Origin of the sequence: Paenibacillus camerounensis (assembly GCF_000723885.1) — a bacterium.
Classification (GTDB): Bacteria; Bacillota; Bacilli; order Paenibacillales; family Paenibacillaceae; genus Paenibacillus_AQ; species Paenibacillus_AQ camerounensis.
This window is the reverse complement of record NZ_CCDG010000053.1, coordinates 1-21,386: the sequence shown is the minus strand read 5'-3', so window position 1 is coordinate 21,386 and position 21,386 is coordinate 1. Positions and strand designations below refer to the sequence as shown.

At 51.5% G+C, this 21,386-nt stretch carries 17 protein-coding genes; 2 read left to right on the top strand and 15 right to left on the bottom strand.

Annotation, left to right across the window (positions count from 1 at the left end):
• Positions 1 to 3 precede the first annotated feature (3 nt).
• From BN3772_RS19500 to BN3772_RS19430, 15 genes are all read right to left on the bottom strand, one after another.
• Positions 4 to 948 carry an ABC transporter permease gene (locus BN3772_RS19500; RefSeq protein WP_042201553.1) on the bottom strand — a complete coding sequence of 315 codons (945 nt, stop codon included), beginning with the start codon at positions 946 to 948 and terminating at the stop codon, positions 4 to 6.
• Positions 945 to 1,907, bottom strand: coding sequence for an ABC transporter permease (locus BN3772_RS19495; protein ID WP_042201552.1), 963 nt, complete (start codon positions 1,905 to 1,907; stop codon positions 945 to 947). The genes BN3772_RS19500 and BN3772_RS19495 overlap by 4 nt, the downstream gene beginning before the upstream one ends.
• Positions 1,904 to 3,415 carry a sugar ABC transporter ATP-binding protein gene (locus BN3772_RS19490; RefSeq protein ID WP_042201551.1) on the bottom strand — a complete coding sequence of 504 codons (1,512 nt, stop codon included), beginning with the start codon at positions 3,413 to 3,415 and terminating at the stop codon, positions 1,904 to 1,906. Before BN3772_RS19490 ends, BN3772_RS19495 begins: the two co-directional genes overlap by 4 nt.
• A 205-nt stretch (positions 3,416 to 3,620) precedes the next feature.
• Positions 3,621 to 4,538 (bottom strand): ribokinase, encoded by a 918-nt coding sequence (locus BN3772_RS19485; RefSeq protein WP_042201549.1) that lies wholly within the window; start codon positions 4,536 to 4,538, stop codon positions 3,621 to 3,623.
• Between the two features lie 18 nt (positions 4,539 to 4,556).
• Entirely contained in the window at positions 4,557 to 5,570 is a 1,014-nt protein-coding gene (locus BN3772_RS19480; protein ID WP_042201546.1) for a LacI family DNA-binding transcriptional regulator, read from the bottom strand.
• 477 nt (positions 5,571 to 6,047) lie between these two features.
• Entirely contained in the window at positions 6,048 to 7,148 is a 1,101-nt protein-coding gene (locus tag BN3772_RS19475) for a GerAB/ArcD/ProY family transporter (RefSeq protein WP_042201544.1), read from the bottom strand.
• Positions 7,148 to 8,407, bottom strand: a complete 1,260-nt coding sequence (locus tag BN3772_RS19470; RefSeq protein ID WP_042201541.1) for a Ger(x)C family spore germination protein — start codon at positions 8,405 to 8,407, stop codon at positions 7,148 to 7,150. Before BN3772_RS19470 ends, BN3772_RS19475 begins: the two co-directional genes overlap by 1 nt.
• A 23-nt stretch (positions 8,408 to 8,430) precedes the next feature.
• The gene (locus BN3772_RS19465; RefSeq protein WP_042201539.1) at positions 8,431 to 9,942 is read right to left on the bottom strand and encodes a spore germination protein; all 1,512 of its coding nucleotides are present in this window, start codon (positions 9,940 to 9,942) and stop codon (positions 8,431 to 8,433) included.
• Positions 9,943 to 10,073: 131 nt separating this feature from the next.
• On the bottom strand, positions 10,074 to 10,484 hold the full coding sequence (flgB, locus tag BN3772_RS19460) for a flagellar basal body rod protein FlgB (protein WP_042201538.1): 411 nt from the start codon (positions 10,482 to 10,484) through the stop codon (positions 10,074 to 10,076).
• 2 nt (positions 10,485 to 10,486) lie between these two features.
• Positions 10,487 to 11,851: a HAMP domain-containing sensor histidine kinase gene (locus BN3772_RS19455; protein ID WP_167336686.1), complete on the bottom strand. Its 1,365-nt coding sequence runs from the start codon at positions 11,849 to 11,851 to the stop codon at positions 10,487 to 10,489.
• Between the two features lie 61 nt (positions 11,852 to 11,912).
• Entirely contained in the window at positions 11,913 to 12,593 is a 681-nt protein-coding gene (locus tag BN3772_RS19450) for a response regulator transcription factor (RefSeq protein WP_042201536.1), read from the bottom strand.
• 189 nt (positions 12,594 to 12,782) lie between these two features.
• Entirely contained in the window at positions 12,783 to 13,244 is a 462-nt protein-coding gene (locus BN3772_RS19445) for a GNAT family N-acetyltransferase (RefSeq protein ID WP_042201535.1), read from the bottom strand.
• 251 nt (positions 13,245 to 13,495) lie between these two features.
• Positions 13,496 to 16,792: a chitinase N-terminal domain-containing protein gene (locus BN3772_RS19440; RefSeq protein ID WP_042201534.1), complete on the bottom strand. Its 3,297-nt coding sequence runs from the start codon at positions 16,790 to 16,792 to the stop codon at positions 13,496 to 13,498.
• A 330-nt stretch (positions 16,793 to 17,122) separates the two neighbouring features.
• On the bottom strand, positions 17,123 to 17,656 hold the full coding sequence (locus BN3772_RS19435) for a chromate transporter (protein WP_042201533.1): 534 nt from the start codon (positions 17,654 to 17,656) through the stop codon (positions 17,123 to 17,125).
• Positions 17,657 to 17,669: 13 nt separating this feature from the next.
• Positions 17,670 to 18,305, bottom strand: coding sequence for a chromate transporter (locus BN3772_RS19430; protein ID WP_042201532.1), 636 nt, complete (start codon positions 18,303 to 18,305; stop codon positions 17,670 to 17,672).
• 217 nt (positions 18,306 to 18,522) lie between these two features.
• Between BN3772_RS19430 and BN3772_RS19425 the strand changes: the two genes are divergently transcribed.
• Together BN3772_RS19425 and BN3772_RS19420 are read left to right on the top strand one after the other, a co-directional pair.
• The gene (locus BN3772_RS19425) at positions 18,523 to 18,837 is read left to right on the top strand and encodes an ArsR/SmtB family transcription factor (protein WP_042201531.1); all 315 of its coding nucleotides are present in this window, start codon (positions 18,523 to 18,525) and stop codon (positions 18,835 to 18,837) included.
• Complete coding sequence (locus tag BN3772_RS19420) at positions 18,834 to 21,302, top strand: DsrE/DsrF/DrsH-like family protein (RefSeq protein WP_042201530.1); 2,469 nt, start codon at positions 18,834 to 18,836, stop codon at positions 21,300 to 21,302. Before BN3772_RS19425 ends, BN3772_RS19420 begins: the two co-directional genes overlap by 4 nt.
• Positions 21,303 to 21,386: the final 84 nt, after the last annotated feature.

Here is a 21,386-nt window from a genome sequence, read left to right as displayed (position 1 = left end):
GTTTCACTCTCCGCTAATTTTTTTATTGGCTACCGCAAGCAGCAGCAGCGCCCCCAGAATAACCGCCTGATAGAGCACCGAAACACCCAGCAAATTCAGACCATTGCGCAAAAACACGATAATCAGCAGACCGACGAAAGTACCGGTAAGGCTTCCCCTCCCTCCAAAAATATGAGTGCCGCCGATTAAGGTAGCTGTGATGACGTCAAGCTCTATATTGGTACCCGATGTCGCTTCGGCGCTCGCCAGCCGTGACACCAGGAATACACCCGCCAGTGCTGAGAACAATCCGCTAAGCATGAAGAGGATAAACCGGACACGGACTACGGAAATACCGGAGAACCGGACAACCTCCTCGTTATTGCCGATCCCGTAAATGTAGGTGCCGAACCTCGTCTTTTTCATGAAGAAGCTGGCTATGAGGAACATCATAACGAGGACGATGGCGTTGAACGGAATACCGGCAATATACTCCTGCCCCAGGAAATAGAAGGAATCAGGGAAGCCGCTGATCGGTCTGCCTTCATTCACGACATAGACCAGACCGCGAAGCATGACCAGCATCCCGATCGTGACTACAATCGCCTGCATCCGGTGCCGGGCAATCAGATAACCGTTAACCGCACCGCACATCAGGCCGGCCAGCAGCCCGAAGATCACGCAGACCCAGATGTTATAGCCGCGTTCAAAGGCAACCCCCATCGACACCGCGGAAAAAGCGAGGATCGAGCCGACAGACAGGTCCATCGCACCGGATATAATGATCATGGTCATCGGAATGGCGATCAGCCCGACCTCAACCATCTGGTTCAGCACATTCATGAAGTTGGTTACAGACAGGAAATAGGGTGACAGGAAGCTGAATAGGATCAGAATGAACAGCAGCAGGATCAGCTGAACGAGCAGCGTACCCGATTTGAACGGCAGACGGCTTGTCCAGGTTGTCATACGAGATCCCCCTCTTTCCCTTTATTTTGGCGTGCCCGCTGCAGCGTGTTGATGACGATAGCCAGGATAATCAAGAATCCGGTAGTAGCATCCACCCAGAACGGGGATACCTTGGCGATAATCAGCCCGTTCTTGACAATGCCCATGAACAGTACGCCGAGCATCGTGCCGGCAATCGTTCCCACCCCGCCAAAGATGCTGCCGCCGCCGATCAGCACAGCCGCCATGACCTCAAAAGAGAGGCTGTTACCGGCAGTCGATGCTTGTACACTGCCTACCTTGGCTGCAAAAATGACAGAGGCGATGCCCACCAATAGCCCGGTTAATACGTAGACCATAAACTTGGTCTTGGGGACGCTGATCCCCGCAAGCTTGGCAGCGGAGCTGTTGCCCCCGACCGAATAAATTCTCCGGCCTGCCCGGGTGAATTTCAGCAGATAGATGAATACGGCTATCAGCAGGATTGCTGCCAGGAGCGGAAACGAAACACCTCCCGCCGTCCCTTGTCCGAAGAAGCGGAAGCCTTCCGGAAAATTGTTCATCCAGGTGCCGCCGCTGATGCCGACCGCTACGCCCCGGAATATATACATCGTAGCCAGGGTGACAATGATGTCAGGAATTCGGCGGACGGCGATAAAATAACCGTTGACCATCCCGCAGAGAACACCGATTACAACCCCCAGCAAAGCCGCAATAACCGGAGATATCCCCTTGCTGAGAAACAGGCCGACTGAGGTTGCCGTTACTGCCAGTACTGAACCGACAGACAGGTCCATCCCCCCGAGCAGAATAACCATTGTCATCCCGATTGCCACAATAAACATGGTGATATTCTGGTCCAGAATCAGCTTAAAGTTATTGATCGCGAAAAAATCAGGTGAAATAAGCGAGAACAGTACGATGACTAGTATCGTGAAAATCAGGATCGGCGCCTCGTGCACATTTAAAATACGCTTCATTTTGCGGCTCCTTCCTTCCGGGGATGGGATGCCCGCTGCAGCAGCTGCTCCTGATCGGCTTCACCACGGGCATATTCATGGACAATCTCCCCCTTGTACATCACGAGCACCCGGTCGCTCAGGCCCAGCACCTCCGGCATTTCGGAGCTAATCAGCAGAATGCTGAGCCCATCCCGGGCAAGCCCGTGGATGATGCTGTAAATCTCCGCTTTGGCGCCGACATCCACGCCCCGGGTCGGCTCCTCCAGAATCAGAATATCGGGCTTGGCCGCAAGCCATTTGGCTATAACCACCTTCTGCTGGTTGCCTCCGCTGAGAAAATCGACGCTTTGTCCGTCTCCCGGTGCCTTGATACGCAGCTTCTCCATGTACTCTGTACTCACCTCACGGATAGCATCACGGTCCAGCAACAGCCCCTTGGACAAAACAGGCAGGGTCGGAAAAGAAATATTCTGCCTGATCGACATCGGCTTGATGATACCCTGACGGTGACGGTCAGGCGGGACGTAAGCTAACCGGTGTGCCTTGGCATCGCCAGGACTGGTAATCTTAACCGCCCGGCCATTGATTTCAACCCCGCCGTTTCCCCGCTTGAGCCCGAATAGCCGCTCCGCAACAGTGTGGGAGCCTGAGCCCGGTATGCCGAACAATCCTACGATTTCCCCTTTGCGCAGCTCAAACGAAATGTTATGGCTTGCATCCAGCGACAGCCCGTTGACCTTCAGCACTACCTCCTGCCCGTGCGGCTGCTCCCGCTCAGGGTACAGCTGCTGAACCTCTTTGCCGACCATCATCTGGATCAGGCTCTGCTCCGTGACTTCACCAATCGGCCTGGTGTCAATTCTGCGGCCGTCGCGCAGAACGGTGACCTTATCAGCTATTTCGAAGATTTCCTTCATCCGGTGCGAGACGTACACAATAGCCACTCCCTGCGAGCGAAGCTTCCGGACAACTTCGAACATCTTTTTCACTTCATTCTCAGGCAGCGCAGCCGACGGCTCATCCATGATCAGCACATCTGCCTTAAAAGATAGTGCCTTGGCGATTTCGACTACCTGCTGGCTATGTACACCCAGATGCCGGACCTCCTGGCGTACATCAATTTCACCGCCTCCGATGGAGTCAACCAGCGCTTGTGCCTCCTTCACCATTTTGGGCCACCTGATCCGGCCGAACCTGCCAGCCATTTCCGGACGGTCAATGAAAATGTTTTCTGCTGCGGACAGGTTGTTGAACAGATTAAACTCCTGATGGATAATGGATACACCCTGGAGCTGGGCATCAAGCGGATTGCCGAAAGCCGTTTCCTTGCCCTTAAGCCTGATTACACCTGCGGTTGGCGAGTAGACACCGGACAAAATTTTCATCAGCGTCGATTTACCGGCTCCATTCTCTCCCATCAGTGCATGGACCTCACCGGGATAGAGCTCAAAATCAACATCCGCCAAAGCTTTGACACCCGGGAACTCCTTGCTGATTCCTTGCATGGACAGTACTGGCTGACTCATGATCTTGACCCCCTTCTTCATTGACAGATCCGAAACCGGATATCATTTCCATGCTTTAAAAAGACTAAGCGTTAATGGATAAAAGTTTATGGATGCAGAATTGCAGCTCCCGCCGGGAATAACGGTATGGACCCGATATTTCGCGGGATTGACCGTGACACCAGAAGATGTTTGGTCTTCCTGCCACTTCATCACCGGCTGCGTGTCAGGCCTCGGTCTGATCAAGAAAAGCATCCACCTGTTCTTTCACTGGTATAGAGCTCTGTGCTCCGGCAGCTGATACAGCCAGCGCTGCTGCTGCAGACGCATATTGCAGACTGTCCACCAGCTCTGTGCCCCCGTAATAGGCAGCGGCAAATGCCCCGATGAAAGTGTCACCGGCAGCTGTAGTATCCACAGCATTAACCGGATAAGACGGCGTCTTTATTACCGTCCCGTCAGCGTCCATGTAGAGCGAGCCCTTGTTGCCCAGTGTAATAATCAGTTGCGGAATTCCTTCATCAAGTAACCTCCGTCCTGCGGTCTGTGCCTCATTGAAGTCTGCAACCTGAACTCCGCTACATGCCTCTGCTTCAATTTCATTCAAGATCAGCAGCCTTATTCTACTGGGCAGAGCTTGTTCAAATCCGCTGACCGGAGCAGGGTTCATACAGACCGGAACTCCTGCTGCCTCTGCCTTTTCAAGTACCGCTTCGTTCACGCTTCCCGCTATTTCATTCTGCAGCAGAATCACATCATAGCGGGAGAAATCAAGCCATTTCAGATCCTCAGTGCAATAGCTAAAGTTCGCACCGGGTGACAGGATGATGCTGTTCTCCCCGGAACTGTCGGTAGTGATAATAGCAATTCCGGTCGTTTCCGGCTTATTGACGACCGCTTCGGTATTAATTCCATCTTCCTCAAGCTGCCTGAGCAGCTGCCGGCCAAAGGGATCGGAACCAAGCCCGCCGGCCATTGTAACCTCCGCTCCCGAGCGGGAGGCCGCACAGGCCTGATTCGCGCCCTTGCCCCCGGCATGAAAGCCGGTACCAAGACCGTGTATCGTTTCACCCGGAACAGGAAGGCCCGCAACACGTGTCACAATATCCATATTCATGCTGCCTACGACAAGTATATTGGCCATATGTCCTCCTCTGAGCCGCTAATTCAGCTTTTTAACAGAACCACGCTTGATCAATTCCACATCCAGCACAACCTTCTTCAGCTTCGTCCGCTCGGCTGGAGGGGTTTTAATTTTCTGAATCAGCATTTCGGTTGCCTGGATGCCCATCTCCCGCATCGGCCTTCCCACCACAGTTACCCGGGGCTGGACAAACTGGGCGAGCTCATTCTCATCAAATCCAATCAGGGAAACATCCTCTCCGATCCGGAGATTCAGGTCGCGTATCGCCTTTATGGCGCCAGTGCAGATAACGTTATTAGTTGCAAAAATTGCGGTAGGCGGCTCAGCAGCCTGCATCAGCTCCATTGTATATTTGTACCCGTCCTCCTCCAGCCAGCTGCCCTGCTTGTGATATCCGGGGTCCGGGGTGATGCCATGTTCATGAAGTGCCTGGCGGTAGCCCCAGTAACGGTCCTTACCGTCATTGAAGTCATGCGCCCCGTCAATAACGGCGATACGCTCATGACCGTTATCTACAAAATGCTTCGCCGCCTCGTAAGCCCCGCGGAAATTATCGATTACCACTCCGTCATGTCCGCAGTCATTGATGTAGCGGTCCACCAGAATGGTAGGCTTACGGATGTTCCGGTAGAAGCCGGCTTCCTTATGTGTGCCGATCAGAATGATCCCGTCCACATTGCGTCCCAGAAAGCCGTCGAAGAATTCCTCCTCCTCCGCCTCATCGTTATATGTAGAAACAACGAGTGTTGAGAATCCCTCCTTCTTGGCCGCTTCCACGGTACCGCCGATTACTGCGGTATAGAACGGGTTCTGGATTTCTGGCACGACCACGGCCAGCATATGCGTCTTTTTACTGACCATAGAGGCTGCCATCGTATTCGGAACGAAATTCAGCTCCTCAATGATTTTAAGAATTTTCTTGCGGGTTGCATCGCTTACACGGTCCCTGCCGTTCATCACCCGCGAGACGGTAGCCACCGAGACACCGGCGAGTCTGGCTACGTCTTTGATCGTAATCTCTCTCTCAACCATATTTTTCCTCTCTGTCATAACGTTTACGCAGCATATTCCTCATATATATCAGCGTCATGACCGGTGAAGTGTCCTCAACTTTGCAAAAACGTTTACGCAATTTCTAGGTTTATTTTAGTATAGGATATTCTAGATTACAATCCCTTTTTACTGAAAATTTAAAATAAAAACGTTTTCAAAAGAAATACCTAACTCATATGCGTTAGGTATTGTGGCTTGTTTTTCCATATTTATTAGTTATTTCATCGTTTTATGTTAGTTTTCATAACATATAAATTCTAATTGACCCTCTTTATATATATGAGTTTTGACTTATTACCGGGAACCCGGTTGTCCATCCCTGAAGGCCATGATAGCGGAAATCCATTGTAAAAACGTTTACGCAAAAGACGGATATTTCATACTAAAAAACACACGAAACACACGGTAGCATATTACATGCTCCGTGTGTTTTATATTTAACATAACAACCCCGGACTAGCTTCCCGGACGCCTCCCATGGCGGATAAAAGAAACTGCCAGTAAAAACAACGGAATCGCAACCATATTCACCGGCATCACATATCGGACCCAGACTCCCTTCAACAGCAGACCCGCTGGCGGATTCAGCTTGATGACCAGCATTGTGAGAATAAAGGTTGCCGGTGCTGCCACCCAAGTGATTTTTTTCCAGCTCCGCGCTTTCCCTATCCACTGTGCTAATCCATAACAGGTAATGAACATGTAAATCGACAGCTTCACGAAGATGCAGACCAGCCATATCGCCATAACAAAAACATCCATATTCTGAATGAACTCCATCAGATAGACCAGCTTGACCATCTCAAAAAACGGGAATTGCAGCCGGCTCCCAACCGCCGGACCAAAGGTCATAATGACCCACAGAACGCCGAGCAGCAGCAGGAACGATGAGAACCCTACTCCCAGCAGCAAGGCTTTGCGCGTTTCTTGTCCGGGATGCTCCACAAAGGGAAACAGCATCATAAGCAGCACAGCTTCACCCAGCAGCGAGAGTGGGGCAAGCGCTCCTTCTACAATTGTCATTAGCCCTGTATCTGCATATACAGGCAGCACCATTGTCCAGTTAAGATTATTAAAGGTCAGGCCTAAGGTCAGTGCCAGAATAACTATAACTATCGGTCCCCAGAGCTCGCTGACTCTGCCAATCGCCTCTATCCCTCCATGGTATACGGTGTACAGCACCACCCCAATCATCGTACCGATCACCACCCAGTCCGGTGTTTTGTAGAGAACACTTAGGCGGATGAACAGGTATTCATCCCTGAGGATCAGGCTCATCACCCAGAACCACTGGAGGATAAAAGGGATGATGATCAATTTCCCGCCCCATTTGCCCAGAATGGCTGTGCTGTACTGTATTAGAGTCTGGTGCGGGTAACGGGAGCTGAGCCGGGCGGCGGTATAGGTGATGATCAGCCCCGCCGCTCCAGCCATTATGTAGGAAATCCAGGCATCCTGCTTGGCATTGTGAATCGTAGCTGTCATCGAGATCAGCAGGTTCATGCCGATCTCCATCATCAGAATCATCCAGAACAGCTGGCGGTTGCTGATCTTCATTATTTATCACCGCCCTCGCTGTCAGGCAGCAGGGATTCGCCTGTAACTCCGGTTCCTGTCAGATTAAGCTTAACCTTTATATCCAGCTCAATGTCCGGAAAGACAGTCTCCCAGTCAGCGGCAAGCTTCTTCCAGCGGTAGGGATGAAACTGGTGAAGCATGTCTCCCAGCCCAAAAATATCACTTTTGAAATCCTTCTGTACTTTTTTGACAACCTCTCTGACCCGTTCTTCAAGGTATACATTCATCCGCGCCTCCACTTTCTCTATATTCTCTGTTTTGGACAGATTCAGCGGCGAGTCATTTTCCTCTATGTAGCCCTTTCCCTGCAGCCGGATGCGGAACCTGGGCAGCTCACCGTCAAAAACAGGAGTGATCTGACTCTTGAAGGTATCCACATTCACTGTTACAGCCTGGCTGCTTGTTGCTCCGGATAATGCATCTGCGGCCGCCCCGCCCGGCTGATCGGCATCAATAGCATTGACAATTGTAGTAAAATTCCAGCCGGTCAGCTGATCCGTAATCCACAGTCTGACCCAGTATTCATTATGGTTCAGATAACCCGCCAGCTTCAGCCGGCTGTTAAAAATAGCCGCCCCGTATAAACTGAGTGTCGTTTGCGGCGGACTGTCATTTTTACTTTTTTTGTCCATCTTCACTTCGGGAGGCACAATCTTAAGCGCGGGCATAATTCCGCAGCCGGTGCCATTAGCCATGATAAAGAAGTCGAGCAACGACCGGCTGATCGGCGCACCGCTTTTCTCCTGGATTTTCTGCACTGCTATCGCCGGATTAGTCTCAAGCTGGTAGGCCAGGCTCATTGCATCCTGCGCCGTCCCCTCTTTGACGACAAAGATATTCGTCCGCGGCCGGACCATCGGGCTTCGTCCATACTCATCAAGGATAGAGAAGACGCCATGCTCCGCCAGCTTTTCCCCGATAAAGATGTTACGCCGGTGCCCCGGAAAAATAACCCGTGACAGCTTTCTCTGCATGTTCTGTTCCGCATCCCGGTTGTTCTTGCCATATGCGCTTTCTGTCATGAAGCCGGAACGGCCGCCCTGTTCCCCGCCCTGCTGTCCGCCGGATTTCGAAGCGAGCGGGAGCACCAGATTGGCGGTCGCCAGGTAGACTCCCTCCTTCTCCAGGTCCATTCCCCAGCCAAGCACAATGGCCTGATCATTCAGCTCCTGCCTGTCCCAGCAGCCAGTGAGGAGCAGCGGCAGAATCAGAAGTAAGGCTGTTATTTTTCTGTACATATCTCCGTGCCCCTTTCCGCCTGTTATTTCTTTCGTTTGGGGAACCGGGCTGCCCCGCTCTGGGCCAGCCACGGCTGCAGCCAGCGCATCTTGGATTTGGGCGCCCGGACAAGCACATCATTCAGATTACGGATTGTCATCGGCGCATAGGGTGACATGTAAGGCACACCAAAAGGCTCCAGCGTTACCATATGAACAGACAGCACAATGAGAAACAATACAATTCCGTAGAAGCCCAGTACCCCCGAGACGAGCAGCAGCGGAAACCGGAGCATCCGGTAAGCCGTCCCCAGGTTATAGACCGGGAAGGCAAAAGAAGCAATCCCAGTAAGGGAAACGATAATGACCATCGGAGTTGAGATAATTCCCGCAGCCACAACCGCCTGCCCTATAACCAGAGCTCCCGCAATACTGACCGCCGGTCCAACCTGCTGGGGCAGCCGGATGCCGGCTTCACGCAGGCCTTCGAATATAAATTCCATGATCAGCGCCTCAATTACAGCCGGCAGCGGTACGCCTTCCCGGGCAGAGGCGATGCTGACCACAAGCGGTGTCGGGATTACCTGCAGATGGTATGTGGTCAATGCCACGTACAGTGAGGGCAGCAGAAGTGAAACATGAACAAAGGTATACCGGATCCAGCGTACAAAGGTAGCGTAGATGAACCTGTCAGTGTAATCGTCGACTGCCTGCAGTCCAGACCAATAGGTCATGGGTAAAACCAGCACGAAAGGCGTATTATCCGTGATGATAATGACTTTGCCCTCCAGCAGGCTGGAGACTGCCACATCCGGACGCTCTGTATTCTGAACTTGCGGAAAGGGCGAGAACATATTGTCTTCAATATATTCTTCAATATTGCTGGAATGAATGATGCCGTCCAGCTCGATTGTCTGCAGACGCTTCCTCACTTCCTTGACCAGCTCTTCCTTAACGATACCCTCCATATAGCCGATCACAATCTCCGTCTCGGTCAGCCTGCCCAGCGTCATGCATTCCAGCTTCAGCTTGGAGGAGCGGATTCGCCGCCGGAGCAGAGAGGTATTGGTACGAAGCGATTCTATGAACGCATCCCGCGGCCCGCGCACAACCTTCTCCGAAGTCGCCTCCTCAATTGAACGCTGCTCCATTTTCACCAGATCGGCCAGCATTACAAAAGCGTTTCCCTCTGTAAAAATAGCTGTTTCCCCGCGCAGGATCGCCTTAATAACCTTCTGTGTTTCATAGACGATGCTGATCTTTATCGAGGGTATAAAAACTTCCTTCAACTCAACCTCCCGGACCTCATCCACCCGCGAACTGCTGCGGAAATGCTCTATCAGCGGCTGCAGTACAAACTCATCCACCGCCTGGACATTACACATCCCGTCCACATGAATCAGCGTTGCCCGGTTTATGCCCCCGATACTGCAGTGCCGGTACAACACATCTGAGCAATTCAAAAATTCCAGCTGCATCCGCTCAATATTGAACGCCAGATCTGAAGACAGCATTTCCGGCTCTTCGCTCTTACTAAATCTTGTCTGCTGTTCCATTCGACATCCCCCCATTGTTGGTATTTGCAGGGAATGGGATAAATATGCACCGGAACAGGCCGTTTCCGCCATACAGGCAAAAAAAAGCACAGCCGCATCCTTCCGCAGCTGTACTCTTTATCCTTTTTACCTTATTTCAAATTTTGCAGCATATCTCTTATCTTCGTGTAATGCCCGCTGACCTTATCGGCCATGTAATTGTACATCAGCTGATTGTGCGCCAGAGTAGCCATTTCCTGATCCACATCCACATTGTTCCCGTTGTTATTCATCGCTGTATCGCTTGTTCTGGAAATCTTGTACGGAATGACGGGTGCCCCGGTATCCCTGATGGAGATATGCTTATCATGGGTCCTTCTGACATCCAGCTCCTGCTGCGAACCGCTGTTAATGACACGCCTGAGCTGCTCCTCGAATTCCACCGTCTTCTTCTTGTAATTAGGCGTATCCGCGTTGGCAATGTTCTCGGCAATTGCCTGATGCCGTGCATTCAATACCTGCAGAAAAGACTCGTTAATCTGTGAAGACCTGCTCTGGATCATGATTATACCTCCTTGTCACTGCCTGCTGATTGTTCATTTAATAAGGGGAACTGCAAAGTCACTCTGGTCCATTCCCCATATATGCTGGTTATCTCCAGCTTACCTGCGTAGCTGCCCATTAGTCTGGTTGCAATGGCAAGTCCCAGCCCGTTACCTCCATGCTTGCGGCTTCGCGCCTTATCCACCCGATAGAACCGGTTAGTGACCAGATGCAGCTCATCCTCCGGTATGCCCATCCCGTAATCCGTCACTGCAATTTCCAGATTTCCGTTTGTCAGCGCTGTGTCTATGCGGATCTCTTTGGTGCGGCCGGAGTATTTAATCGCATTATCCAGAATAATAATCATCAGCTGCTGAAAATGGCTTTTTTGCACACGCAGAATATAATCATCGCTGATCTCCTGCCGGGTGCTGATAAGGAATTCCCGGTTCAGTGTCTGAAAATTCTCAACAATCTCCCCGATAACCTGCTTTACTCTAATCGTCTGCTGGAACTCCTTGGCGGCAGCGCCGGAATCATCAACCCTTGTCAAAATCAGCAGCTCGGAGACCATCTGAATCAGCCGGTTCGTTTCGTTCAGGCTGAGCTGAATCGATCTGCCCAGAACCTCCGGGTCATCCTTGCCCCAGCGTTTGATCATGGACAGATGCCCGTGAATAATGGACAGAGGCGTCTTTAATTCATGTGAGGCATCCTCAATAAACTGCTGCTGCTGCTTAAAGGACTTCTCCAGGCTGTCCATCAGCTCGTTGAACATCAGTGACAGCTCAGTCATTTCATCCTGATGATTGCTGATTTGAACTCGTTCGTTCAGCCCGTTTTCCCGGATCCGCTTCATCGTTCGAATCATCGAATTGATCGGATTAAGCAGCTGGAACGAGAGCAGCCGGCCTCCCACCAGACTCAGCACAAGCGCTGCCAAGCCGGTGATGATGAACAGCGTGGTGCTGAGATTGATTAGGCTTTCAAAATTCTCCAGATTCCGAACAATCTCAACCGTCCCGCTGAAGCCGTCAAATTCCACAGGCTTTCTGTAGATTAACAGCGCATCTCCTCCGGGAGATACCTCAAGCAGCTCCTCTGAGCTGACATTTCTCGGCTGAACCCAATCTTCAGGCACATGGTCAGACAGGCTCAGAATCGGGGTGTGATCGGCGCCGACAATCCGGATCAGCTGGTAGCGCTCATTCAGAATCTCCAGATATTCCTTGGCCTGCGCCAGATCGCTTCTGTCCCCGTAATCCTGGATAAAGGCAACAATCTCAGCCATGTTATTGCGGATAATTTCCTTTTCGTGATTGTTCACCCAGTTTTGAATTACAGTATATTGCAGCAGATTATAGGACAGAAACAGAAAGAGCAGCAAAAAAGCGGCCCATAGAGTAAGTTTCCACTTAATATTTATATTCCTTAAGGAAAGCTTTCTTTTATTTCTCATCCCGCATTATATATCCTATTCCTCGGATGGTTTGTATATATTCTTCCTTGTCGGCGGTCTCCAGCTTGTTGCGGAGATGCCTGATGTACACGTCTACGACATTGGTTTCAATCCCCACATCGTAGTCCCAGACCTGCTCGACCAGCATTTCCCGTGTCAGCACCCGGTTAATATTTTTCATTAAAATAAACAGCAGCTCGTATTCCTTCTTAGTCAGCTCAATCCAGCGGTCGCCCTTTTTCAGCATTCTGGAGTCAATATGCAGCTCCAAATCCTTAAATGCAAGGGACATGGAGGGCTGGCTGCTGAGCTTCTCATTCCTTCTCACGATTACCCTGATTCTGGCCAGCAGCTCTTCAATGGCAAAAGGCTTCGGGATGTAGTCATCGGCTCCGCTATCCAGGCCGGTAACTCTGTCCATCACACTGTCTCTCGCTGTAATCATAATGATCGGCGTATCCTTTACAGCCTTAACACGCCGGCAAATTTCAATACCGTTCAGCTTGGGCAGCATCAGGTCCAGCAGGATAATGTCCCACTCCTCGCCGAGCGCGGCTTCCAAGCCTTCCCTTCCGTCATAGACAGGCCTGGCCTCGTAACCTTCATGCTTGAGTTCCAGTGTAATAAAATCGGACAAGCCTTCCTCATCTTCTATTACCAGGATGCGCATCCTTTATGCCTCCAATAGTGACATTACTTATAGCTATCATTATAACCTGTTAAAATAACACGGCGCTTAACGCAAAATGAATTTTTTTTCATAATCCAATGAGTTCTGAATGTCCGGCACACGGCGTAGAACACAAATAACCAATGATCCTTAATCAGGTTCATTGGTATTAATGCCTGTCAATTGAGTTCAGGAAGCAGTCACTCTTGTCATAAACACACTATAGGGATCTTCCTCATAGTCTGCGAACGGGGGGCAGTATTCAAATCCGAATCGTTCGTATAATTTTCTGGCTGCTTCAAAGCCGTCTGTCGACCCTGTTTCCAGACTTAACCGCTGGTATCCCAGCTTGTCCGCTTCTTCAAGGATATGAGCCAGCAGCTTGGAGGCAACGCCTTTTCTGAGGTGCTGCCCGGAAGTGCGCATCGATTTGAGTTCCCCGTGCTGATCCCCAAGATCTTTAAGCGCGCCGCAGCCTAGTAGCTCTCCCTCCTCCCAGGCACTCCAGAAGGTAATACCCGGTCCTTTAAGCTTGTCTATACCCAGAGCATGTACACTCTCCGGCGGTGATTGATCAAACATACTTTGCAGATGCTCGGTTATGAGTGCAACAATTTCCTTACCGCTCAGATCATCAATCCTGATATCCATTCCTTCCATTCCTCCGTCACAATGAGTTCAACGACAAGGACGATTATATAGGAAGCGGCCTAGGATTTAAAGAGAATCCTCGTTCAAGAGCTTGAATGGTGCGTTATCAGACGGTCTTTCTCTTATTTCCAAGCAGCATCGAAGGCTTCTTCCATTCTAAATCGGCCAGCTGATCGCCGGTAGGAGCATACGTCCGGAGATGAACAAAAGAGCAGCCCGATATCCGGCTGCTCCTTTGTTCGTCCGGCATATTATTTGCTGACGGTTACCCTAATAATGTCACTCACAGTCTCTCCCGCTGCATTGACCAGCTCCGCCCGGTATTCATACTCACCGTAAGCACGGCCGCTGACGGCAGTACCAGCGTTCTGTGCTGAAGGAGTACCCGCAGACAGAGCCTGTGAGTCGATCAGCTGTCCGTTCTCATACAGACGGTATTCTGTAGCGTTAGTCCCCCACCACAGATTCATCGTCACCGTATAAGAGCCGTCGCCGTCCCAGTTATCATGGCTGAGGACAGGCTTGCCGGGAGCTGCATCACGGATTGTCACAGTGAGCGGCTGGCTTTGAGTCGTACCATATTTATTGCTCAGCTCCGCCGTGTACACATAGATACCGTTCGCCTTTCCTTGAAGCGCGGTACTGGCCGTCTGGGCAGCCGGAGAGATATCCTTTAACTGCTTGCTATCCACCAGAGTGCCGTTTTCATAAAGCTTGTAGCCGGCAGCATTATTGCCCCACCAGAGGTTCATCGTTACTGTAAAGTTCCCATCACTCAGCCCGTTGCCGTGTCCGCTGTTCGAGGACAGCACCGCCTGTCCAGGCTTATCCGTTGCAAGTACCGCTCCGCTTGTAATCTGGAACGTGTAGCTTTTCTCGGCAGTGTTGCCGGCTGCATCTGTTACGATGTATTTAACCGTATGGGAACCTGCGCCCAGTTCAGCGGCGCTAATAGTCTGTCCTTCAGCAACCGGCTGCCCATCTACCAGAAGCTCTTTAGAGGCTACACCGGAGAGCTTGTCCTCAGCAGCCAGCTCGAACTTCAGCCGGGCCTCCTCAGTAACATCGCCGACTGCATGGCCGGACTCCGTCAGCTCTGCCGTTGGCGCAGCGGTGTCGATATGAATACTCAGTGATTTGGCCTCTTCCGGCTTCCCTTTAGCCGGAACTGCATGATAAGCCAGTGTATGCCGGCCGTCTCCGGTGACGGCAACCGGAGCATTGTACACAACTTCCGCACCGCTGTTCAGCGAGTAATAAATTTCGGCTGTCTCGGAATCAGCCTTGAGGCTTACTTCAACCGGCCGGTTCAGCCAGCCCGCAGCGTTCGGTTCTGCAGACAGCTTCGCGTCAGTTACGGGAGCAGCTGTCTCTGGCGCAGTGCTGAAGTCGGCGAGACTTCTCGGCTTAAGCTGGAAGACGCCTTTAAAGACCGCAGCAACGCCTATGATATCCAGCTTCTGTCCTTCCGAGTAAGGAAAGCTGTCCTGCGTAATGCCTGTCCGGACATCTACCCGGATATGATTACTTGTCCCCTCACCGGCGACAGCGTCGAATTCAAAGGAGCCGCTTGGTGCCGCAGAGATAATATTCGTTACCTCCACATTACTCAGCTTGACCAGCTGCCCCTGATTGCTGTCGTTCACCGCAGCTGCGCCAGCAGGCTCAGGGAGCGCCGCTGTGCCGGTCTTTTCGATCTTTACAACCTCGGTCAGCTCCAGCTCTGTATTGTATAAGGCCGTTGAAGCCGTTAGCTTGACCTTGTCACCGGCATGAAAGCCGGCTTGGTTCTGATAGACATACAATCCGCCCGTTTCATCCTGCAGATAAAAGGTATGTCCGCCGAATATTCCCGGTTCGGTTGTGACGGCTCCCTCTACCGTAACCAGAGAACCGGCCGCTTTACTCCGGGCTTCAGTGATGGATACAGCCGCCGGGATCGGATCTTCCTCAGCCGGCAGCGGTTCTGCCGCGACGTTGCCCAGCGTCACGGGCTTGGTCAGCAGGTTCGTCCCGTTCTGGCGGAGACGCAGATTGGAAGCAGCGGTCGTCCCCGGCTTGATCTGCACAGTCAGATCCTTGTAGGCATAGCCGTTCAGATCGGCCGTCAGGCTGAAATTGGAGCTGTAGCCGTAGCTGGCCGGCCAAGTGCCGTCACTGTTCTGGACCTTGGCGATCTGGGCTCCGCCGCTAACCTGGTAAATACCCAGCTGGAAGCCGGATACGCTGGTTCCAGCAGGAATATTATCTGCGCTTACACGGATCTGGAAATTCTGCGCATTTGGCAGCACGGCCTGATGCGTGAATTGGTACTCAGCATTGGCACCAGACGCCGGTCCGCCGTAAGAACCCGCCTTGAACGTGGTCCGGTCGTACCATTTGTACCCGGCATTCGGTGCAGCCCATGGCTCCGGCTGCGGCTCGGTGGACAACGCCGGCTCTTCAAAAGACAGCAGCTGTGTCGGCTGATCCAGCGTCAGGCCGTTAACCTGGGTGAAATCAGTATAGCTCTCCTGCTCAGCAAGCCAGTTGACCGTATTCACCAGAAGCTCCGCATCATCAGCTTCCTTGAAGCCGTCGTATGTTGTTTTTCTTGCGCCGGTGTCCTCGCGCAGATATTTCGGGGTGATATCCTCAACCGGTGAGGAGTCGCCGATAAACGCCGCTTTTCCGGCGCCTTTTTTGGCTACAGCCACATAAGGGCCTTCCTCAACCCCGCCGCCGTTGTAGACCCCCTGGTCCACTGCGTTGCCCCAGGCAGCGTTTGTCTTCGGCAGATAGACGATGCCCTTCGCCCGGGTCGGGTCGAGAATCGCCAGTGTGGAGCCGGCATGCATAGCTACAGCTGATACGCCGGTTGTAATGCCGAATGCCTGGGACGGGGCCACGATGTTGTTCGCGGTAATATCGCCGAGTGCGTTGTAACGGAACCGCACGCCGAATTCTTCCGCCAGCCAGTCGGAGCTGACTACACCCTGCATCGCGGCGGAGCCGGCCTCTTCGGCGCTCATGCCCTTGGCCGGGTTGTCCCAGGCGCCGCGGCGGTAGCCGTTGAAGGACTCATTGCCGTCCCAGCGGTTCTTGTTACGGTCTGCGTTATAGTGGTCACCGATGAAGAAGATGCTGCCGCCGTTCTCTACATATTCCGCCATCGCCGCCTGCTCGCTGGCTTTGTAAGGAATGTTGGCTTCAGCCACGATGAAGACATCATAGCCGGAAAGATCACTGGACGTAATCGGAGCCGTCTTGCGGAGCTCCTTAACGTAATAGCCTTCCTGCGCAAGCGCATTGCCAAAATCGGAAAAAGCACCATCGATTACCCAGTCGGCCGCTCCGGCCGTCTGGGCATGGGTATTATCGAACAGAATTTTCTGGCCGGCACGCTCATTGGCCACCTTGGCTTCAATATACGGTGCGGGGTCGCTTGGCCCGTCAGCATATACTGCTGTTCCGGCACCGAATGCGAACAATTGCAGCGGTACAGCAACTGCTGCAGCCAGCGTGCCGTTAAGCAGCTTCTTTTTCCAACCCGAATGCTTCTCCTTCATGTCCTGCCTCCTTAGATTATAGATCAGGCGGTATAATCCATAATTGTCCACCGCTTATCGTCTTATATGCTAACGGGCAAGGATCAACAAAAAAACAGTTTTATGTAAATGTATGGAAAATTATACTTTTGACCTATACACCGATAAAAAAGAACGTCGAATCCTGTATGTAAAATACGAAAAAAGTCACAGTGTTCTCTTCTTACTGCCTGGAACGCCTCAAATCATTCCACAACAATAAAGCAGCCGGCTTTAAAACCCGCTGCTTCATTGACTTAATTTAATTATGTGTTAACACAATGTATAAAATTTAAGGAATAATACTGCAGCTTAAAACAAAACAATCCCGCCTACCGCCGATAACAGGATAACCGCAAATGGATGGATTTTATATTTAAGTACCGCAATCAGACTTGCCACGCAGATCAGAATCATTCCGGCAGCCGACCAGCTTACCCAAGATCCGTTAGTGCTCCCTATACCAAAATGAATGGCCGCATAAATGATAAGCCCGGTAATAATAGGACGTAATCCGTAAAAAGAGGAACGTACCCAGGTATTGCTTTTCATCCGGAGAAAAAATGCGGTAAACAGAATGACAATCAGGAGCGATGGCAGAATAATGCCTATTGTAGACACGATTCCGCCTATCACTCCCATTTGCGAGTAGCCGATCAGTGTGGCTGTATTTGTTGCAATCGAGCCCGGTGCCATCCCTGCCAAGGCAACCAGCTCCTGGAATTGCCCTGCAGTAACCCAGCCCTTTTCCGTAATCTCGCGTTGAATAAGTGCAATCACGGCATAACCGCCGCCAAATGAGATCAGTCCGACCTTAAGGAACAAAACAAACAATTCACCTAACATGTTACCAGCACCTTCAAATGTAATATTCCAGGTAATTCAGATCAGCTTGCTGATCCTTCACCTTCTTCTCCGTTTGTGCCGAGAGACCTAATACCCTTTTGACCGCTATAATAGAGACTCCTGCGACAGGCCCCCCCAGAATGAGATACAAGGAGTGAAGCGGTGTGAACAGCAGCAGAACAACACAGCCAGATGCAATCAGCAGCGTGGGAATATCCATAATCGACGCCTTGCCAATTTTTACAGCAGCCACAATGATTAGTGCCACAACTGCAGCATGCACTCCTTTCAGAGCAGCCTCTACCTTGGGAACATCCTTGAACAGCATGCCTAGTATGCTCAGGATGAGTACGATGAGAAAGGTGGGCAGCGTAATGGCAAAAACGGCAACGGCCGCTCCCGCAACACCTGCCAGCTTATATCCCACAAAAGCAGCCGAATTGACGGCAACCCCTCCCGGAGCGGAACCGGCAACCGAAACCATATCTCCGATCTCATCCGGCTCCAGCCAGGCCTTTTTATTCACAATTTCCCGCTCAATCGCCGCGATCATGGCATAGCCGCCTCCAAAGGTCGAAGGTCCCAGCTTAAAAAAGATAATAAACAACTGCATTAAAACGTTAAAATGATCCTTATTCCGAGCTTTCATTACAAACCTCCGTACCCGTATTGCGCCGTTGTCCTGTTCATCCCTTAAAAGTATAACACGTTAATTTCATTTTGGATAAAAGTATGCCCGGATCCTTATGCTTTTCTGGCTGATCCCCGTTTCCGGAGCAAAGTTCTATTTCCCGCAGCATTTGACTTTGCAGAAACTATATCGTATTATTCGAATATAAGGATATATAACAAACGGGAGGTACCCCATGAATAATAGCGCTTTTCTTGACAGTGATTCCAAGCAGTTTAACGAACTGGCTGAATTACTAAAGGCATTGTCTCACCCTGTCCGCCTGTGCATTGTCCGCGGTCTGATGCGTAAGAAGAAATGTAACGTATCCTATATGCAGGAATGCCTGGACCTTCCGCAATCGACCGTTTCCCAGCATCTACAGAAGCTGCGCAGTGCAGGCATTGTTGCAACCGAGCGCAATGGCCTGGAAGTGAACTACGTGCTTGCTGATCCGCGGATTGCGCAAATGATACTTATTTTATTTGGAGAGGAAGATTGTGAATCATGAGCAGGAAAGTATTGATTGTTGGCGGAGTTGCCGGAGGTGCCTCCGCAGCAGCCCGTCTGCGCCGACTGGATGAGCATGCCGAAATTATTCTTTTTGAAAAAGGCCCTTACATCTCATTTGCCAATTGCGGCTTACCTTACTATATAGGCGGTACAATTTCGGACCGCGAACGACTGCTGGTACAGACCCCTAAAGGTATGGCAGACCGTTTCCGGATTGATGTGCGGATACAGAGCGAAGTTATTGGCGTAGATCCTGTCAAACGTACGGTTCTAGTCCGGAGTGAGGGACGGGGGCTGTACGAAGAGGGCTACGATGAGCTGATCTTATCACCGGGTGCCCGTCCAGTCATTCCGGATCTGCCGGGGAAGGATCATCCGCTCATCCATACCGTCCGCAGCATTCCGGATATTGACCGTATAAAAGCACTTATTTCTTCTCATAACAACCAATCTTCTATTGTTATCGGCGGCGGATTTATTGGTGCCGAAATGGCTGAAAATTTAAGGGAGGCCGGATTAGATGTAACACTGATTGAAGGAAACGAGCAGCTGCTGGCACCCTTTGATCCCGAACTGTCCGCTTCTTTAGCCCAGGAAATGGAACAGCATGGTGTTAATCTGCTGTTCTCACAGCGTGTCCAGGGCTTCCGGTCCATTAACGGAGGTATTGGCGTAGAGCTTGCCGACGGCCGTCTGCTGGCTGCAGATCTGGTCATTCTGGCAATCGGGGTTACTCCGGACACCGCTTTTCTGCTCGGAAGCGGAATTAGGCTTGGCGAACGCGGACATATCCTTGTTAACGAAGCGCTGGAAACCAATCTCCCGAATATTTATGCTGCGGGTGATGCAATTGAAGTTATGGACTTCATTCATGGCACCAGGACGGCGGTTCCGCTGGCTGGCCCCGCCAACAAGCAAGGCCGAATCATTGCCGACCGGATTGCCGGACTGAATTCCGTTTATAAAGGAACCCAAGGCTCATCCATTATTAAGGTATTCGGATTGACCGGAGCATCGACAGGTAGCAATGAGAAGACATTGAAACGCCTTGGAGTCAGCTATCGGGCGGTCATCGTCCATCCCGGGTCCCATGCCTCCTACTATCCCGGCGCAAGTCCGATAACCCTTAAACTGCTGTATACGCCGGAAGGTAAAATTCTTGGCGCACAGGCAGTCGGCTATGACGGGGTGGACAAACGGATTGATGCGATAGCCGCAGCTATTCATTTCGGCGGTCATATCAGTGATCTGGCAGAGCTTGAACTGGCATATGCCCCTCCATATTCGTCTGCAAAAGATCCGGTTAACATGGCCGGATATGCAGCAGAGAATAATATAGCCGGACGTGTACAGCTTTTCACCTATGACCAGCTCGAGCTGCGCGAGCCTGAACGAACCATCCTGCTTGACGTACGCAGCGTACTGGAGCATCAGAACGGGCACATCCCGGATTCAATATCCATACCGGTAGATGAGCTCCGCGAACGGATGCATGAGCTGGACGCTTCCAAGGAGATCTGGGTCTATTGTCAGGTTGGCCTGCGCGGATATACTGCTGCCCAAATACTGAGACAGCATGGCTATCAAGTAAAAAATCTCAGCGGCGGCTATAAAACGTACCGGCAGTCGCAGTATAAGCCAGCTCCATTCTCCGGACCGGACGGCAGCGGCGGGACAGCTCCTAAGATTAGAGGGCGTTCTTCAGCCGAAAGTGAGCCTGGTCTTCAGATAGACAATGAATTAGATGTATGCGGCTTAAGCTGTCCGGGCCCGTTAATGCAGCTCAAGCAGACTATGGATCAGCTGGCTGAGGGCCAGAGCCTGCGCGTAAAAGCATCTGATCCCGGATTCTATGAGGATGTGAAGGCATGGGCGTCAATGTCCGGTGCCCGGCTTCTTCAGCTGGACCGGAGCCCCGGTGGTATCATAGAAGCGGTAATTGCCAAGATGAAGCCGTCCTCTTCACCTTCTTCTGATGTTATTTCTGCTGCGGAGCCGGCAAGTACCCTGGTTGTCTTCAGCGGTGATCTGGATAAAGCTATAGCCACTTTTATCATTGCCAACGGGGCTGCTGCCAGCGGCCGCAAAGTAACAATGTTCTTCACCTTCTGGGGTCTGAGCATCTTACGCAAGCCGCAGCCTCCGTCTGTATCGAAAACCGCGCTTGGACGGATGTTTAGCAAGATGCTGCCTTCGAGCAGCCGCAAGCTCGGCTTATCCAGAATGAACATGCTCGGTGCAGGTCCGAAGCTGATCCGCCGCATCATGGCAAGCCACAATGTTGCCTCTCTAGAAGAGCTCCTTCAAAGTGCAGCCGCACAGGGTGTGGACATGGTTGCCTGTCAAATGTCCATGGATGTTATGGGCATCCGTAAGGAGGAGCTCATGGACGGGATTAAAATCGGCGGAGTCGGTTATTATTTGGGTGAGGCGGCTTCAGCGAATCATAATCTATTTATTTAAAGGTGTATAACAAGTAGAAACGGCTATGCCGTCCTTCAGAGAAGGCGGTAACCGTTCCTGCGAGAAATATAAGGATTATGGATA

Bases quoted from the DNA above. Each gene is read 5' to 3' on its own strand.
- BN3772_RS19500 (WP_042201553.1), bottom strand. From the start codon at position 948: ATGACAACCTGGACAAGCCGTCTGCCGTTCAAATCGGGTACGCTGCTC.
- BN3772_RS19495 (WP_042201552.1), bottom strand. From the start codon at position 1,907: ATGAAGCGTATTTTAAATGTGCACGAGGCGCCGATCCTGATTTTCACG.
- BN3772_RS19490 (WP_042201551.1), bottom strand. From the start codon at position 3,415: ATGAGTCAGCCAGTACTGTCCATGCAAGGAATCAGCAAGGAGTTCCCG.
- BN3772_RS19485 (WP_042201549.1), bottom strand. From the start codon at position 4,538: ATGGCCAATATACTTGTCGTAGGCAGCATGAATATGGATATTGTGACA.
- BN3772_RS19480 (WP_042201546.1), bottom strand. From the start codon at position 5,570: ATGGTTGAGAGAGAGATTACGATCAAAGACGTAGCCAGACTCGCCGGT.
- BN3772_RS19475 (WP_042201544.1), bottom strand. From the start codon at position 7,148: ATGAAGATCAGCAACCGCCAGCTGTTCTGGATGATTCTGATGATGGAG.
- BN3772_RS19470 (WP_042201541.1), bottom strand. From the start codon at position 8,407: ATGTACAGAAAAATAACAGCCTTACTTCTGATTCTGCCGCTGCTCCTC.
- BN3772_RS19465 (WP_042201539.1), bottom strand. From the start codon at position 9,942: ATGGAACAGCAGACAAGATTTAGTAAGAGCGAAGAGCCGGAAATGCTG.
- flgB (WP_042201538.1), bottom strand. From the start codon at position 10,484: ATGATCCAGAGCAGGTCTTCACAGATTAACGAGTCTTTTCTGCAGGTA.
- BN3772_RS19450 (WP_042201536.1), bottom strand. From the start codon at position 12,593: ATGCGCATCCTGGTAATAGAAGATGAGGAAGGCTTGTCCGATTTTATT.
- BN3772_RS19445 (WP_042201535.1), bottom strand. From the start codon at position 13,244: ATGGATATCAGGATTGATGATCTGAGCGGTAAGGAAATTGTTGCACTC.
- BN3772_RS19440 (WP_042201534.1), bottom strand. From the start codon at position 16,792: ATGAAGGAGAAGCATTCGGGTTGGAAAAAGAAGCTGCTTAACGGCACG.
- BN3772_RS19435 (WP_042201533.1), bottom strand. From the start codon at position 17,656: ATGTTAGGTGAATTGTTTGTTTTGTTCCTTAAGGTCGGACTGATCTCA.
- BN3772_RS19430 (WP_042201532.1), bottom strand. From the start codon at position 18,305: ATGAAAGCTCGGAATAAGGATCATTTTAACGTTTTAATGCAGTTGTTT.
- BN3772_RS19425 (WP_042201531.1), top strand. From the start codon at position 18,523: ATGAATAATAGCGCTTTTCTTGACAGTGATTCCAAGCAGTTTAACGAA.
- BN3772_RS19420 (WP_042201530.1), top strand. From the start codon at position 18,834: ATGAGCAGGAAAGTATTGATTGTTGGCGGAGTTGCCGGAGGTGCCTCC.